Genomic DNA, 15,348 nt, shown 5'->3' with positions numbered 1-15,348 from the left:
AGTCGGCAAGCCACGGTATAGTAACCCGTTCACGCCAAGGAGCCGCCCCATGCGCCAGAAACCCACCGTTCTCAGCCGCGAGATCGTCGCCAGCAGCCGCTTGTTCCGCGTGGAGGCCGTGCAGTTGCGTTTCAGCAACGGCAACGAGCGCACCTACGAGCGCCTGGTCGGGCGCGGCAATGGATACGGCGCCGTCATGATCGTGGCCATGCTCGATGCCGAACACGCGGTGTTGGTGGAGGAGTATTGCGGTGGCACAGATGAATACGAACTGTCCCTGCCCAAAGGCCTGATCGAACCGGGCGAGGATGTGCTGGCAGCGGCTGACCGGGAGCTCAAGGAAGAAGCCGGCTTTGGCGCGCGTCAGCTTGAACACCTGACCGAGCTGTCGCTGTCCCCCGGCTACATGAGCCAGAAGATCCAGGTGGTGCTGGCTACCGACCTTTACGAAGAGCGGCTGGAGGGCGACGAGCCGGAGCCGATGCGGGTCGACAAGGTCAACCTTCGCGAACTCTCGGCGCTGGCCATGCACCCCCAGTTCAGCGAGGGGCGGGCGCTGGCGGCGTTGTACCTGGCGCGTGACCTGCTGATTCAGCGGGGGCTGCTCGACGTATGAACGACCAGCAACTGATGCATGAAGTGGTGAAACTGGCCGCCCTGGCAGGGCAGGCGATCCTGCCGTTCTGGCGCGCCGACGTGGCGGTGACCAACAAGGCGGATGATTCGCCGGTGACCGCCGCCGACCTGGCCGCACACCGGGTTATCGCCGACGGCCTGCAGGCGCTGGCGCCGCAGATCCCTGTGCTGTCCGAGGAAGACTGCAATATTCCGTTGGCCGAGCGCCAGGGCTGGCAGCGCTGGTGGCTGGTCGACCCTTTGGACGGTACCAAGGAGTTCATCGCGGGTAGCGAAGAGTTCACCGTCAATATTGCGCTGATCGAAAACGGCGAAGTGGTGTTTGGCGTGGTTTCGATGCCCACCAGCGGCCGCTGTTATTTCGGTGGCCAAGGCCTGGGTGCCTGGCGGACAGAGGCGGGCGGCGAGCCCCAGCCGGTCCAGGTCCGTAACGCGCCACCTGCCGATGGTCGTTTCACCGTGGTGGCCAGCCGTCGCCATTCCAGCCCACAGCAGGAAGCGTTGCTGTCTGGCCTTGGCGCTGCTGTCGGTGAGCTGGAGCTGGCCAATATCGGCAGCTCGCTCAAGTTCTGCCTGCTGGCCGAAGGCAGCGCCGACTGCTACCCGCGCCTGGCGCCGACCTCGCAGTGGGACACCGCTGCGGCGCAAGGTGTGCTGGAAGGGGCAGGCGGCGAAGTGATCGGCGTGGATGGCCAGCCGTTCCGCTACCCGCCACGCGAATCCCTGCTCAACCCCTTCTTCCTGGCCCTTCCCGCGGCTGCCAGCTGGCGTCAGGCGCTGATCCAGCTCGCCTCAGCGATGTAACACATACTGCCCGCTGAACCTCACGGCGGGCTCGTCGCTGCCAGCATTGCAAACCGTGGTGTCCAGCGTCAGCCGCGCACGACCACGGCGCTGATACATCGCAACGAAGCGCTCCCAGGTTTTTTCGTCCGGTGCGGCGCAGCGCGCCACTGCCGTGCCGGTGACCGGCAGCGGGTAGCTGATCTGCCCTTCCTGAATGACGATATGCCCGTCGTCGATGCCCAGCTCGCGCAGGCGCAGGTGCAACCAGCCCCAGCCCACCAGCACGGCGGCGCAGTACAGGCTGCCGCCGAACATGGTGCTTTTGTGGTTGACGTTGGCGGCCAGCGGCAGCTGCAGGCGCAGGCTCTGCCCTTGCCAATCGATGACCTGCAGGCCCATTTCACGGGTCAGGGGAATGTCGCTGTGCAGGACATCCTGCAAGTACTGGCTGTCGCTGTTCATGGGCGGTTGTCCTCGTGGTCGTCAGGCCCGCTGTGGCCACCGTCAAAACTGAGGCCGTGCTTGCGCAGCTTGTCATGCAAGGTTTTGCGCGGGATACCGAGTGCCTCTGCCAGGCTGCGCATGGAGCTGTGCGGCTGGCCCAGTTCGGCGGCAATCAACGAACGCTCGAACTGCTCGACCTGTTCGCTGAGGTTGCCCAGCTGAAGCGGGGCTGTGGGCGCTGCGGCAGCGGGCGCCTGGTTATCGAGCGCCAGCTCCAGGCCAAGGGCGAAACGCTCGGCGGCGTTTTGCAGTTCGCGCACATTGCCTGGCCAGGCATGGCGCAGCAGCATGGCCCGGTGCGCTGGCTGCAGGGTTTGCGGTGGCAGGCCGTGGCGTTGGCTGGCGGTATCGGCGAAATGCTGGAACAGCACCAGGATGTCATCCCCTCGCTCGCGCAGCGGCGGGATGCGCAGCGGTGCCACGTTCAGGCGGTAGTAAAGGTCGGCACGGAAGCGGCCTTGGTCGGCGGACTGGCGCAGGTCTTCCTTGGTTGCGGCAATGATGCGGATGTCCAGCGGGATCAGCTGGTTGCCGCCCAGGCGCTCGACCACCCGTTCCTGCAGCAGGCGCAGCAACTTCACCTGCACGTCCAGGCTCATGCTTTCGATTTCGTCGAGGAACAGCGTGCCGCCATTGGCGAACTCGAACTTGCCGATGCGGCGCTTCTGCGCGCCGGTGAACGCGCCGGGCTCATGGCCGAACAGCTCGCTTTCGACCACCGACTCGGCCAAGGCGCCGGCATTGATGGCCACGAATGGCCCATCGCGGCGGCTGGACAGGTCGTGCAGGGCGCGGGCCACCACCTCCTTGCCAGCGCCGGTTTCGCCGAGGATGAGCACGTCGGCGCGGGTGCCGGCCAAGGCGCCGATCTGTTCGCGCAGGCGCTGCATGGCAGGTGAATGGCCGACCAGGCGGGTGGCCAGTTGCTGGCGGTCGCTCAAGGCCAGGCGCAGGCTGCGGTTGTCGAGCACCAGCCGGCGCAGGGCCAGGGCGCGGCGCACGCTGTCGAGCAGGGCTTCACTGGCAAAGGGCTTTTCAAGGAAGTCGTAGGCGCCAGCGCGCATGGCCTGCACCGCCAGGGGCACATCGCCGTGGCCGGTGATCAGCAGCACTGGCAGTTCGTTGTCACGCCCGTGCAATTGTTCGAGCAGTTGCAAGCCATCGATGCCGGGCATGCGGATGTCGCTGACCACCACGCCAGGCCAGTCGGGCTCCAGGCGCTCGGCCAGGCCTTGGGCGTCGGCCAGGGCAACCACCTTCAGCCCCGCCAGGTCGAGGGTTTGGCTCAAGGCCTGGCGCAGGTGTGGGTCGTCGTCGACCAGCAGCACCTGGGCTTGGCTGTCGATCTGTATCTCGGGGGTCATGCCGAGGGGTCCTCCGATGGTTGCAGGTTGGCGCCGGGCGCTGCCACGCGCATTTGCAGGGTGAGCAGGGCGCCGCCTTCCGGGTGGTTGGCCAGCAGCAGTTCACCGCCCAGGGCACGCATCAGGCTTTCGCAGATGGCCAGGCCCAAGCCCAGGCCCTGGGTGCGGGTCTTGGTGGTGAAGAACGGCTCCTTGGCGTGCTCGAGGGCCTGCCGGCTGAAGCCCGGGCCATTGTCGCGGATGAACAGGTAGACGTAGTCATCGCGCTTTTCGGCACTCAGCCACAGGCGGCGCGGGTTGGCTTTTTCAGTCAGGGCATCGAGGGCGTTGGCCAGCAGGTTGCCGAGCACCTGGCGCAGGCGTGTCTCCCCGGCCTGTACCCACAGGGTGGCATCGGGCAGGTCACGGATCAGCTCAACGGCCATCGCTCGGCGGCGTTTGGCCAGCAGCGCCAGGGCGTCGTCCAGCGCCGGCTGCAGGGCCACGCTTTCCGGTGCGTGGCGGTCCCGCCGGGCGAAGGCCCGCAGGTGAGCGATGATCGAGGCCATGCGCCCGGTCAGTTCGCCGATCAGCTTGAGGTTGCCGCGGGCATCTTCAGTGCGCTGGTGATCGAGCAGGATCTCGGCGTTTTCCGCGTAACTGCGGATGGCTGCCAAGGGCTGGTTGAGTTCGTGGCTGATGCTCGCCGACATGGTGCCGAGCACCGACAGCTTGCCCGCCTGCACAAGCTCGTCCTGGGCGCGCACCAGCTCCTGCTGGGCATTCTCGCGCTCCAGTACCGCGCTTTTCAGGCGGTTGTTGAGGCCTTCGAGGTCGGCGGTGCGCTGGGCCACACGATTTTCCAGCTCCTGGCGGCCCCGGGCTTCGAAGTCGATGCGGTCGATATAGTGCCGGCGGCGTTGCATCACCAGGCCGGCCAGCAGCATCAGCACCAGCAGTGCGCCGCCACCGATGGCCATGACGGTTTGCACCGAACGGTCGACCAGCATGCGTGGTGCGAGGATGCTGACCTGCCAGCCGGTCTCCTTGATGTCACGCGTCTGGGCCAGCCAAGCGTTCTGGTTGAGTACCAGCGGCTGTGGCGCCTGGGTCGGGTAGGGCTGGATGGCGATGATCGCCTGGCGCTCGGCCTCGGTCAGCTCGCGCGTGGCGCGAAAGCGCCAGTCGGGCCGCGAGGTGAGGATCACCACACCGTTGTGGTCGGTCAGCAGCAATTGCTCGGGCGTATTGCCCCAGAGTGTCTCGGTGTGGTCCAAGTCGACCTTGACCACCAATACCCCGACGATGCGTTCACGGTCATGGACTGCTGCGGCAAAAAAATAGCCGCGCTTGGCCGACGTGGTGCCTTGGCCGAAGAAGCGCCCAAGTTGCCCGGCCATGGCCTCGTTGAAGTACGGGCGGAAGGCGAAATTACGGCCAACGAAGCTGTCGCGCTTGTCCCAGTTGGAGGCGGCCAGGGTATTGCCGCTGACGTCCATCAGGTACATCACCTCGGCACCGGTCTGGTGGGCGATGTCTTTGAGCAGGCGGTTGGCGTTGGTCACCGCTTCGAGCTTGAACGGGTCGGCCAGTACGCCGCGCAGCGCCGGCAATTCGCCAAGAATCTGCGGCAGGGTTTCGTAGCGGTGCAGGGTGCCGAGCAGGTTGGCGACATACAGGTCCAGGGTCTGGCGATTCTGCGACGCCAGTTCGTCCTGATAATAGCGTTCGGCAAGGTGATGCAGCGGCCACAGCAAAGGGGCCAGGCACAGGGCCAACAGGGCCAGGCTGCGCCAGCGGGGACGGCGTGGGTGCGTGGGTTTTGCAATCATCGCGTAAATGCGCCAGAAGGGTCTGGCGCAATTATGCGCTACTTGAGGCAGTCGATCAGCGCCTGCTGCCAGTGCGGTAGCGTTACGCCCCACTCGCGGGCCAGGCGTGAGCAGTCCAGGCGCGAGTTGGCCGGCCGGCGCGCGGGCGTGGGGTATTCGCTGGAGGGGATCGGCAGCAGCTCGGCGCAGGGCAGGCCGCGGGCCTTTAGCTGCTCGCCGATGGCCTGGGCAAAGCCGAACCACGAGGTCTGGCCTTGGGCGGCCAGGTGATAGGTGCCCCAGGCACCGGCCCGGCCAGCCTGCCAGCGCTCGATCAGCACGCGGGTGCTGAGGGCGATGGTCGTGGCCCAGGTTGGCGCGCCGATCTGGTCGTCGACCACCCGCAGTTGCGGTTTTTCCTGCAGCAGGCGTTGCATGGTCAGCAGGAAGTTGCGCCCGTGCAGCGAGTACACCCAGCTGGTACGCAGAATCAGGTGTGCGCCGCCCACGGCAGCGACGGCCTGCTCACCGGCAAGCTTGCTGCGCCCGTAGACACCGAGCGGGTTGGGTACGTCCTGCTCGTTGTATGGCGTGGCCTTTTCCCCGTCGAACACGTAGTCGGTGGAGTAGTGAATCAGCGGTGCGCCAAGGCGCAGCGCTTCTTCGGCAAGCACGCCAGGGGCTTGGGCATTGATCGCAAAGGCGGTGTCCGGCTCGGTTTCGGCCTGGTCCACTGCGGTGTAGGCGGCAGCATTGATGATCAGCCCGGGGGCAAGCTGGCGCAGCGGTTCACGCAAGGCCTCGGGCTGTGCCAGGTCCAATTGGTCGCGGCCCAGCAGGTGTATCTCGCCCAGGCCGGCCAACTGTGTTTTCAGCGCTTGGGCGACCTGGCCATTGTGGCCACACACGAGCACCCTCATGGGAACAGGTCCGCGTCAGCCAGCAGCGCGCCGGCCTGGTCCTTGGCCGACAGCTGCGGCGCTTCCACGCCCCAGTCGATGGCCAGTTGTGGATCATCCCAGCGGATGCAGCGCTCGGCGGCGGGGTTGTAGTAGTCGGTGGTCTTGTACAGGAAGTCAGCCGATTCGCTCAACACAAGGAAACCATGGGCGAACCCTGGCGGGATCCAGAACTGGCGGTGGTCTTCGGCGCACAGGCGGGTGGCCACCCAGCGGCCGAACGTCGGTGAGCTGCGGCGAATGTCCACGGCCACATCCAGCACTTCGCCCTGCACAACCCGCACCAGTTTCCCCTGGGGGTTATCGATCTGGTAGTGCAGCCCGCGGAGCACGCCGCGCTGTGAGCGGGAGTGGTTGTCCTGGACGAAATGGGCGTCAAAGCCTGTCAGCCGCGCAAACTCGCGGGCATTGAAGCTTTCGAAGAAAAAGCCGCGGCTGTCACCGAAGAGCTTGGGCTCGATGATCAGTACGTCGGGTATGTCTGTTGCGATTATGTTCATGGCAATTTTCTGACCAGTGTACTCAGGGGTGGACCGTACCGGCCTCGTTCAATGTAGCCGCCTTGGCGCTTTGCAGCCCGGATTGCCATCATGACCGAGCGTGAACGCACGATCATCATTTCATCATTGCCACTTGTGTATCGGCCTTGGCAGTGGCGAGATAAGCGAAAAGTAAAAGAGGTTCCATCTTCATGCCCCTCAGCACCCTGATCCAGCGTTCCAGCCTGCCAAGCCCTTCGCTCAGCGAAGCCCAGGCGCATGCCTTGCTTCAGGCGCATTACGACCTGGCCGGCAGCCTGACTACGCTGGGCAGCCAGCAAGACCTGAACTTGCGTCTGGATACGGGGCAGGAGCGGTTTGTGCTCAAGGTTTGCCACGGCAATTATGCCCAGATGGAACTGGAGGCGCAGCATGCGGCGCTGGCTTACCTGCGCGGGCAAGGGTTGCCGGTACCTGCCGTACGCCCGGCACGCGACGGCCAGTCGTTGTTGGCACTGGACATCGATGGCCAACCGCTGCGCGCCCGCCTGCTCGATTATATAGAAGGGCAGCCGCTGACCCGCCTCAAGCACATGCAGCCTCGCCTGATGGCCGAACTGGGCGCGCTGTGCGCCCGGGTCGACAAAGCCTTGGCCGATTTCGACCACCCAGGCCTGGTGCGCACCCTGCAATGGGACCCGCAACACGCCCAGGCGCTGATCGAGCATTTGTTGCCAGTGCTGCAGGATGCCGGGCAGCGCACCCGCCTGGAGCAGGCCACTGGCCTGGCCGCCGCACACCTGGCACCGCTGGTGGACGCCTTGCCGAGCCAGGCCGTGCACCTGGACATCACCGATGACAATGCCGTCTGGGCCCGCGATGAGCAGCGCCAGTGGCAACTGCAGGGCATCATCGATTTCGGTGACCTGGTGCGTACCTGGCGCATCGCCGACTTGTCGGTGACCTGCGCGGCCTTGCTGCACCATGCCGAAGGCGACCCGCTGCGCATCCTGCCGGCCGTGCGCGCTTACCAGGCCCTCAACCCGCTGAGCGAAACCGAGTTGCGCGCCCTGTGGCCGCTTGTGCTCAACCGCGCTGCGGTGCTGGTGCTCAGCAGTGAGCAACAACTGGCCGTGGACCCGGGCAACCAGTACATCCGTGACAACATCGCCCATGAGTGGGAGATCTTCGATACCGCTACCGCCGTGCCTTTTGCCCTGATGGAAGCGGCCATTCTGCAGGCCGCCGGCATCGAACCGAGCCGACCGGACCTCGCCGATTGTGCCCTGTTGCTGCCGGACCTCGCCCGTGAGGCGGTAACGCGCGTCGACCTGGGCGTGCTCAGCCCCCACTGCCAGGCCGGAAACTGGGAGCAGCCCGGCTTCGATCAGCGTCAGCTGACGGCGCAGCCCGCGCCTGCTTGCAGCCTGCATGGCCAGTATCGCCTGTCGCAAACCCATATCGACCGCCCTGACGAGCCGGCCACCTGCGCCCTGGGCGTCGAACTGCACGTGCCCAACGGCAGTGCGGTACAGGCCCCGCAAGCCGGGACCTGGCAGCGCCACGGCGATGGCCGTGGCTGCTTGCGCACCGCACAGTGGGCCTTCTGGCTCAGTGGCCTGGAAGATACCCCCGCAGACGGGCAGGCCGTGGCCAAGGGACAGGCGCTGGGCAGCAGCTGTGGTTTTCTCAGTGTGCAGCTGTGCCTGGACGCCAGCATCCAGCCGCCACTGTTCGCTGCACCTTCCCAGGCTGCCGCCTGGCTGGCGCTGTGCCCCTCGCCTGCAGCTTTGCTGGGTTTCGACTGCGATGCCGAGCCGCTGGCCGACCCCCAGGCATTGCTGGCCCGCCGCGACGCCAGCTTTGCCCGCTCGCAGAAGCACTACTATGCACAGCCACCACACATCGAGCGCGGCTGGCGCAACTACCTGATCGACATGCAAGGCCGCTCCTACCTCGACATGCTCAACAACGTCGCGGTACTCGGCCATGGTCACCCTCGCATGGTGGCCGAGTCGGCACGGCAATGGTCGTTGCTCAATACCAACTCGCGCTTCCATTACGCGGCCATTGCCGAGTTTTCCGAGCGCCTGCTCAAGTTGGCGCCGGCGGGCTTTGACCGAGTGTTTCTGGTCAACAGTGGTACCGAGGCCAACGACCTGGCCATTCGCCTGGCCTGGGCCTACAGCGGCGGGCGCGACCTGCTCAGCGTGCTGGAGGCCTACCATGGCTGGTCGGTGGCGACCGATGCCATTTCCACCTCTATTGCCGACAACCCGCAAGCCCTGGAAACCCGGCCCGACTGGGTACACCCCGTCGAGGCGCCGAATACCTTCCGTGGCCGCTACCGTGGCGCAGACAGTGCCGGTGACTACCTGCGCGACGTCGATGCCAAGCTTGCCGACCTCGATGCCCGTGGCCGTCAGCTGGCCGGCATGATCTGCGAGCCGGTTTACGGCAACGCCGGTGGTATCTCGCTGCCTGCGGGTTACCTGAAAGAGGCGTATGCCAAGGTCCGTGCCCGCGGCGGTGTGTGCATCGCCGATGAAGTGCAGGTGGGCTATGGCCGCTTGGGTGAGTACTTCTGGGGCTTCGAGGAGCAGGGTGTGGTGCCCGACATCATCACCATGGCCAAGGGTATGGGCAACGGCCAGCCACTGGGGGCGGTGATTACCCGGCGCGAGATTGCCGAGGCGCTGGAGGCGCAGGGCTACTTCTTCTCCTCGGCTGGGGGCAGCCCGGTGAGTTGCCGTATCGGCATGGCGGTGCTGGACGTGATGGACGAGGAGGGGTTGTGGCAGAACACCCGCGAAACCGGGCGGTATTTCAAAGCGCGCCTGCAAGCGTTGGTCGATAAACATCCGCTTGCCGGTGCCACGCATGGTTCGGGTTTCTACCTGGGGCTGGAGCTGGTGCGTGACCGCCAGACGCTGGAGCCGGCCACTGAGGAAACCATGGTGCTGTGCGACCGCCTGCGTGACCTGGGGATCTTCATGCAGCCGACCGGCGACTACCTGAACATCCTCAAGATCAAGCCGCCGATGTGCACCACGCGCGCCAGCGTGGACTACTTTGTGAACAGTGTGGACCGCATCCTGTCCGAAGGGTTGTAAGCATCAGCGATGCCGCTCATGTCGATTGTTATCGGCCTGAGCGGCATTTTTATCAGCCGTTCAGCATTTTCATCCTTTTAATGCCGATATATATCGGTTATAAAATCGGCATCCAAATTGACCATCGGCCTAGGGCCTTTGCAGAGGTTACCCATGAAAACCCTCAACTCCACCCCCCGCGCCGACGGTTTCCACATGCCCGCCGAATGGGCGCCGCAGAGCCAGGTGTGGATGGTCTGGCCCGAGCGTTCGGACAACTGGCGCCTGGGAGGCAAGCCTGCCCAGGCTGCCCACGTCACCCTGGCCAAAGCCATCGCCCGCTTCGAGCCGGTTACCGTTGCTGTTTCTGCCGGCCAGTACGAAAACGCCCGCGGTCAGCTGGACCTGCCCAACATCCGTGTGGTGGAAATCAGCAACGACGACGCCTGGGTGCGTGATACCGGCCCGACCTTCGTCATCAATGATTCGGGCGAAGTGCGCGGTGTGGATTGGGGCTTCAACGCCTGGGGCGGCTTCGACGGCGGCTTGTACGCGCCGTGGAACCGCGATGAGGAGCTGGCAGCCAAGGTGCTGGAAATGGAGCGTTGCCAGCGCTACCAGACCGAAGGCTTCGTGCTTGAGGGCGGCTCGATCCATGTGGACGGTGAGGGCACCCTGATCACTACCGAAGAGTGCCTGCTCAACCGCAACCGCAACCCGCACCTGAACCGTGAGCAGATCGAAGAGATCCTGCGTGAGCACCTGGCGGTGGAGACCATCGTCTGGCTGCCCGATGGCCTGTACAACGACGAAACCGATGGCCACGTCGACAACTTCTGCTGTTACGTCAGCCCAGGCGAAGTGTTACTGGCCTGGACCGATGATTCCAACGACCCCAACTATGCGCGCTGCCATGCCGCCTATGATGTGCTGAAAAACAGCCGTGATGCCAAAGGCCGCGAGTTTGTGGTGCACAAGATGCCCATTCCTGGCCCGCTGTTCGCCACTGAAGAAGAGTGCGCCGGCGTCGATCAGGTGGTCGGTAGCCAGGAGCGAGACCCGTCGGTACGCCTGGCCGGGTCCTACGTGAACTTCCTGATCGTCAACGGCGGCATCATCGCGCCAAGCTTCAATGACCCGGCAGATGCCCAGGCCAGAGCCATTCTGGCCAAGGTCTTCCCGGACCACGAAGTGGTGATGATCCCCGGGCGTGAGCTGCTGCTGGGCGGTGGCAACATCCACTGCCTGACTCAGCAGCAACCGGCGCCGGTCAAGCGCTGAAGCAACGCTGCAGAAAAAGCCCGTCGCCTGACGGGTTTTTTTTGGGCCGCGACGTCCGGCATGTCGAAATGGCATATGTTTTGTATTGTTTTCAGGGAGTTAACTCAGCAGTACGGTCACTCCGTTCTGTAACAATCAAGACGTAGATTAGCCGCTCACGGGGTAAGGAGTACGTGTAGACATGAACACAGCAAGTGAGACGGCTTTGCGCCCATCGGCAGTAAATCACCAAGCGCTGAAAACCTTGGCACATTGGTTGAAACACCATGGAAGCAATCGGGTCAGGACGACCGACCCACGACGTTTGCTGGATGGCCGCTACCCGCAGGGCCTGATCAGCGATGCGGAGCTGGAAGCGCTGCTGGGCGTGTGGCACTGAACAGGGCAGGAGCCCGCACCGAGAAACGCCACCGTGCTTGCGGTGGCGTTTTCATTTGCAGGCCTTGAAACCTCAGAAGCTGTAAGTCCCGGTGACCACCAGGCTGCGTGGGTCGCCGATCTGAATCTGCGCCGCACTGGTCGCCGAACTGTAGTAAGTCTTGTCAGTGATGTTGCTCAGCGCCGCACGTACGTCCCAGTCACGGGTGCGCAACCCCACCAGCGCATCCCAGCGCCCATATCCTGGCATTACCGTGGTGTTCTGGTTGTCGGCATAACGCTCACCCACCAGCGTCAGCCCTGTTTCGGCGTACCAGCCCAACTCCGGTTTCCAGGTTACGAACAGGCTGGCATTGCGTTTGGCCACGTCGTTGATGCGGTTGCCTTCCAGGTTGTTGTTGTCTTTGACGATGGTCGCGTCCTGCAAGCCGATGCCACCGCGAACGTACCAGTTGCCGACGACGTTGCCTGTCGCAGTCAGTTCGATGCCACGCGAGCGTTGCAGCCCGCTCAGCAAGGTGATTTCCGGGTTGTTCGGGTCACGTGTGCGGCGGTTGTACAACTCCAGTTCGTAAACAGCGAGGGTGGTGGTCAGGCGCTCGTCGAGCCAGTCGCTTTTTACCCCAAGCTCCTTCTGCCGCGTCAGCTCCGGGCTGGTGTCGTTGGTATTGCCGGCTGCGCCCGGCGTGATACCGATCAGGCCTCCGCCGACGGGCGAGAAGGTCTTGCTCCACGACGCGTAGAACGAGTGGTCGCGCCACGGCGTATAGACCACGCCCAGGCGCGGGCTGGTGGTGTTGCTGTCCTGTTGTTCTGACAGGTTGCGTATCTTGTTGGTGGTCTTTACCTCGAACTGGTCAAAGCGCACCCCCGCCAGGACCTGCCATTGATCGTTGAGGCGAATCTGGTCCTGCAGGTACAGGCCACGGCTGTCGACCACGGTATGGTTGTTGCTCGACAGCACCATCGGCCCGGTGTGCTGCAGGGCGCGGTTGGGGTTGTTCAGGTCCAGGCCCGGTACCGGACGGCCGCCGGCCGATGCGGCGGCAGCCGTGTACAGGGTTGGGTCGCGCCGCTGGTTGCCGAACTCCAGGCCCAGCAGCAGTTTGTGCTCCACGCCCCAGGTGGCGAAATCGCCTTCGGCTTCAAGGTTGTTGAACAGGTTGCGGGTGTTCAGGTCTTGTTGCCAGCGTTGGCGGGTCACCGTGTTGTTGCTGGCGTTGTAGCCGGTGAGGTAGGTGTTGTCGAACTCGCTGTCGAGCTTGAACAGGCCCAGGGTATGGCGCAGTTGCCAGGTGTCGTTGAGCTGGTAGTTGAGCCGTGAACGCAATGACTGCGCACGATCATCGATGTAATCGCGCTGGGTATCGCCGTAGGTGGTGCTGCGGCTGACATCCGCCGGGCGCCCATTCACGCCGGGGATGCCGCGGTCGGGGGTACGGTTGTAACGGCTGTACTCGTACTGCACCAGCCAGTCGAGGTCGGGGCTGAGCTGCCAGCTCATCGACGGCGCGAACAGTTGGCGGTTGCCATCGATGCCGTCACGGAAGCTGTTGTTGTCCTGGTTGCCCGTGTTCAGGCGCAGGCTGATGTTGTCGCTGGGGTCGGCGCTAAGGTCGGCATACAGGCTGCGCAGGTCTTCGCTACCGCCCTGGGCTTGGATGGAGGAGCGGCGGCCACGTTCCGGCGCCTTGCTCACCCGGTTGACGATGCCACCCTGGCTGCCACGGCCATACAGCACTGCTGCCGGCCCCTTGAGCACTTCGACACGCTCAATGTTGTGCAGGTCGCGCGTGTACTGGCTGTCGTCGCGAATGCCGTCCAGGTAGAAATCGTTGCTCGCCTCGAAGCCACGGATGCGCACGCTGTCAAAGCGCGTATCGGCGCCACTGCTGACGTTGGGTATGCCTTCAAGGGCCTTGCCCAGCGAGTCGCTGCCATAGTCCAAAACATTGGCGGTCTTCACTGTGTCGATGGCTTGGGGAACGTAGCGCACGGGGGTGGAAGTGCGGGTGGCGGTGCTCACTTCCTTGATCCGAGGGTTGTCTTCTTCGCGCTCGCTGTCTGCGGTCACCGTCAACTCGGGCAGGGTGGTGGTTGTGGCGCTGGCCAGGCTGGCGCTGAACAGCAACGAAAGGCCAAGCGTCAGGGGTGAAAGGCGGCAGGGGGCAAGCATGAAGGCATCCGGACCTAAGGCAGTTGATAAGGTGGTGCGAATGGTAATGCTTGCTATTTGCTTTTGCTCACCTATTTGTAAAGGCTCGTCTTTACATGTGTATCGCTTTGTAACTAGTCATTGGCGCGGCCTCGCATTCGCTGAAACACCCTACACGGTGCTAAGACTTAGCTACTTTCAGAAAAATTATCCGTCGTTCTTGGTAAAGCGAATGGAAATGCCCTGTGTCACGGCATTATTTTGGTTATATCGACCTGCATTTCACGAGTTTTTGACATTTGTAATCGCACGCGGCTAGGATTCGGCCAACGCCTGCTGGCCATGACCTGGCCATGCTGCTGCACAAGGCCCGCCACACGACCTCCGGCGGGCCTTTCAGTTCGGATCCGCATAGCGTCGAACCTACGAAGGGGCGTTGGTTCCTGGCGTCATATTGCAGAGCGTTTTTGATTACGAAATAAGGAAAACAAGATGTTGAAAACCAGGATCAGCCTGGTCGCTTTGGCGATGATCGCCGCGACCCAGGCCCAGGCCAATGAGCAGGCCGAGAGCAAGGGCTTTATCGAAGACAGCCACGCAAACGTTCTTCTGCGTAACGCTTACATGGATCGCGACAAGAAACACGGCACCAAGGACCAGAGCGAGTGGGGCCAGGCTTTCATCGGCAACTTCTCCTCCGGCTTCACCCAGGGCACCGTGGGCGTCGGCGTTGACGCTTTCGGCCTGTATGCCGTGCGCCTGGACGGTGGCAAAGGCCGTAACGGCGCTGCCGGCGTCGACTTCTTCAAGGCCAGTGACACCGCGCCGAAGAACTCGCCGCACAATCTGGCGCGTGCTGGCGCCGCGATCAAGTTCCGCGTATCCAACACTGTACTCAAGTACGGTGACATGATGCCTGCTCTGCCGGTGCTGCAGTACGACGACAGCCGTCTGCTGCCTGAGAGCTACACCGGTACCTTCATCACCTCCAAGGAGATCGAGGGCCTGGAACTGAATGCCGGTCATTTCACCCAAGAGGCGCGCAAGAGTGCCGAGGGGCGTGACAGCGGCCACCTGAAATCGATTGATGTGTTCGGTGGCAGCTACAAATTCACCGACAACTTCACGGCCTCCGCCTACACGTCCAACATCGAAGACGTGATGAAGAAGCACTACCTGGGCCTGAACTACGTCTTCCCGATCGCGGCAGACCAATCCCTGACCTTGGACTTCAACGGCTACAAGTCGGATATCAACAGCAAGTACGTGCAAAAAGCCGACCTGACTGGTGACGACAACACGATCTGGAGCCTTGCGGCCACCTATGCGTTCGGCCCGCACTCGGTGACCTTGGCGCACCAGCGCAGCACCGGCAGCACTGGCTACAACTATGGCTGGTACCAGGACCGAGGTGGCGTGGGTGATGGCGGTTCGACCATCTACCTGGCCAACTCCTACTGGTCTGACTTCAACGCCGAAGACGAGCGTTCCTGGCAGGTTGCCTATGGTCTGGACTTTGGCGCCTACGGCGTTCCGGGCCTGACCTACAAGATCGCTTACGTGCGTGGTGACAACATCAACACTCACGGCTACGGCGAAGGTAAGGAGCGTGAAATCTTCAACCAGCTTCGCTATGTAGTTCAGGACGGGCCGGCCAAGGACCTGTCGGTCAAGCTGCGTGGTTCCTGGCTGCGCACATCGGAAAGCGTTCGCCAGAACGGCTACTTCGACGACGGCAACGAAGTCCGCGTATTCGTCGAGTACCCGATCAGCATCTTCTGATACTGATCTGGCAGAGGGCTGCCTCGCAGCCCGTTCGCCGGCAAGCCGGCTTCCACAGCCTGTGGGAGATTCTATGGTTGTAAACAACGGTCTTTAGGCCGTTCTGCTTACGTATTCCTCCTTCTTCTTCATCAGGGCAAAT

General features: G+C 63.4%; 12 protein-coding genes. 6 read left to right on the top strand and 6 right to left on the bottom strand.

Annotated features, from left to right (window positions below):
• The first annotated feature begins 49 nt into the window (after window positions 1-49).
• A complete protein-coding gene (gene nudE / locus EGJ09_RS20790; RefSeq protein WP_046788238.1) occupies window positions 50-616 on the top strand; it encodes an ADP compounds hydrolase NudE in 567 nt (188 codons plus the stop codon).
• On the top strand, window positions 613-1,440 hold the full coding sequence (gene cysQ / locus EGJ09_RS20785; protein WP_125924686.1) for a 3'(2'),5'-bisphosphate nucleotidase CysQ: 828 nt from the start codon (window positions 613-615) through the stop codon (window positions 1,438-1,440). The genes nudE and cysQ overlap by 4 nt, the downstream gene beginning before the upstream one ends.
• On the opposite strand, the gene EGJ09_RS20780 is transcribed toward cysQ, so the two are convergent.
• The 5 genes from EGJ09_RS20780 to rfbC are packed head-to-tail and all read right to left on the bottom strand — an operon-like array spanning window position 1,429 to window position 6,539.
• Window positions 1,429-1,884, bottom strand: a complete 456-nt coding sequence (locus EGJ09_RS20780) for a YiiD C-terminal domain-containing protein (RefSeq protein WP_119687931.1) — start codon at window positions 1,882-1,884, stop codon at window positions 1,429-1,431. The two genes, cysQ and EGJ09_RS20780, sit on opposite strands and share 12 nt — an antisense overlap.
• A complete protein-coding gene (locus EGJ09_RS20775) occupies window positions 1,881-3,290 on the bottom strand; it encodes a sigma-54 dependent transcriptional regulator (RefSeq protein ID WP_125924685.1) in 1,410 nt (469 codons plus the stop codon). Before EGJ09_RS20775 ends, EGJ09_RS20780 begins: the two co-directional genes overlap by 4 nt.
• On the bottom strand, window positions 3,287-5,101 hold the full coding sequence (locus tag EGJ09_RS20770; RefSeq protein ID WP_115273118.1) for an ATP-binding protein: 1,815 nt from the start codon (window positions 5,099-5,101) through the stop codon (window positions 3,287-3,289). Before EGJ09_RS20770 ends, EGJ09_RS20775 begins: the two co-directional genes overlap by 4 nt.
• A gap of 38 nt (window positions 5,102-5,139) precedes the next feature.
• The gene (gene rfbD, locus EGJ09_RS20765; protein WP_046788242.1) at window positions 5,140-6,000 is read right to left on the bottom strand and encodes a dTDP-4-dehydrorhamnose reductase; all 861 of its coding nucleotides are present in this window, start codon (window positions 5,998-6,000) and stop codon (window positions 5,140-5,142) included.
• Window positions 5,997-6,539, bottom strand: a complete 543-nt coding sequence (gene rfbC, locus EGJ09_RS20760; protein ID WP_115273116.1) for a dTDP-4-dehydrorhamnose 3,5-epimerase — start codon at window positions 6,537-6,539, stop codon at window positions 5,997-5,999. The genes rfbD and rfbC overlap by 4 nt, the downstream gene beginning before the upstream one ends.
• 191 nt (window positions 6,540-6,730) lie before the next feature.
• Here rfbC and EGJ09_RS20755 point away from each other — a divergent pair, with 191 nt between their 5' ends.
• The 3 genes from EGJ09_RS20755 to EGJ09_RS20745 all read left to right on the top strand — a co-directional run bounded on the left by EGJ09_RS20755 (window position 6,731) and on the right by EGJ09_RS20745 (window position 11,270).
• Window positions 6,731-9,631, top strand: coding sequence for an aminotransferase (locus tag EGJ09_RS20755; RefSeq protein WP_125924684.1), 2,901 nt, complete (start codon window positions 6,731-6,733; stop codon window positions 9,629-9,631).
• A gap of 153 nt (window positions 9,632-9,784) precedes the next feature.
• The gene (aguA, locus tag EGJ09_RS20750) at window positions 9,785-10,891 is read left to right on the top strand and encodes an agmatine deiminase (protein ID WP_125924683.1); all 1,107 of its coding nucleotides are present in this window, start codon (window positions 9,785-9,787) and stop codon (window positions 10,889-10,891) included.
• Between the two features lie 181 nt (window positions 10,892-11,072).
• A complete protein-coding gene (locus EGJ09_RS20745) occupies window positions 11,073-11,270 on the top strand; it encodes a hypothetical protein (RefSeq protein WP_012316698.1) in 198 nt (65 codons plus the stop codon).
• Window positions 11,271-11,342: 72 nt separating this feature from the next.
• On the opposite strand, the gene EGJ09_RS20740 is transcribed toward EGJ09_RS20745, so the two are convergent.
• A complete protein-coding gene (locus EGJ09_RS20740; protein ID WP_125924682.1) occupies window positions 11,343-13,445 on the bottom strand; it encodes a TonB-dependent siderophore receptor in 2,103 nt (700 codons plus the stop codon).
• A 471-nt stretch (window positions 13,446-13,916) separates the two neighbouring features.
• Between EGJ09_RS20740 and EGJ09_RS20735 the strand changes: the two genes are divergently transcribed.
• Complete coding sequence (locus EGJ09_RS20735; RefSeq protein WP_125924681.1) at window positions 13,917-15,206, top strand: OprD family porin; 1,290 nt, start codon at window positions 13,917-13,919, stop codon at window positions 15,204-15,206.
• Window positions 15,207-15,348 lie beyond the last annotated feature (142 nt).

It is taken from the genome of Pseudomonas sp. p106 (assembly GCF_003936645.1).
In the GTDB taxonomy this organism is placed as follows: domain Bacteria; phylum Pseudomonadota; class Gammaproteobacteria; order Pseudomonadales; family Pseudomonadaceae; genus Aquipseudomonas; species Aquipseudomonas putida_E.
The sequence above is the reverse complement of the archived record's forward strand: the minus strand, read 5'-3'. Positions and strand labels throughout refer to the sequence as shown.

Coding starts and splice junctions, on each gene's coding strand:
- EGJ09_RS20770 (WP_115273118.1), bottom strand. CDS start 5,101: ATGATTGCAAAACCCACGCACCCACGCCGTCCCCGCTGGCGCAGCCTG.
- aguA (WP_125924683.1), top strand. CDS start 9,785: ATGAAAACCCTCAACTCCACCCCCCGCGCCGACGGTTTCCACATGCCC.
- cysQ (WP_125924686.1), top strand. CDS start 613: ATGAACGACCAGCAACTGATGCATGAAGTGGTGAAACTGGCCGCCCTG.
- EGJ09_RS20745 (WP_012316698.1), top strand. CDS start 11,073: ATGAACACAGCAAGTGAGACGGCTTTGCGCCCATCGGCAGTAAATCAC.
- nudE (WP_046788238.1), top strand. CDS start 50: ATGCGCCAGAAACCCACCGTTCTCAGCCGCGAGATCGTCGCCAGCAGC.
- EGJ09_RS20775 (WP_125924685.1), bottom strand. CDS start 3,290: ATGACCCCCGAGATACAGATCGACAGCCAAGCCCAGGTGCTGCTGGTC.
- rfbD (WP_046788242.1), bottom strand. CDS start 6,000: ATGAGGGTGCTCGTGTGTGGCCACAATGGCCAGGTCGCCCAAGCGCTG.
- rfbC (WP_115273116.1), bottom strand. CDS start 6,539: ATGAACATAATCGCAACAGACATACCCGACGTACTGATCATCGAGCCC.
- EGJ09_RS20735 (WP_125924681.1), top strand. CDS start 13,917: ATGTTGAAAACCAGGATCAGCCTGGTCGCTTTGGCGATGATCGCCGCG.
- EGJ09_RS20740 (WP_125924682.1), bottom strand. CDS start 13,445: ATGCTTGCCCCCTGCCGCCTTTCACCCCTGACGCTTGGCCTTTCGTTG.
- EGJ09_RS20755 (WP_125924684.1), top strand. CDS start 6,731: ATGCCCCTCAGCACCCTGATCCAGCGTTCCAGCCTGCCAAGCCCTTCG.
- EGJ09_RS20780 (WP_119687931.1), bottom strand. CDS start 1,884: ATGAACAGCGACAGCCAGTACTTGCAGGATGTCCTGCACAGCGACATT.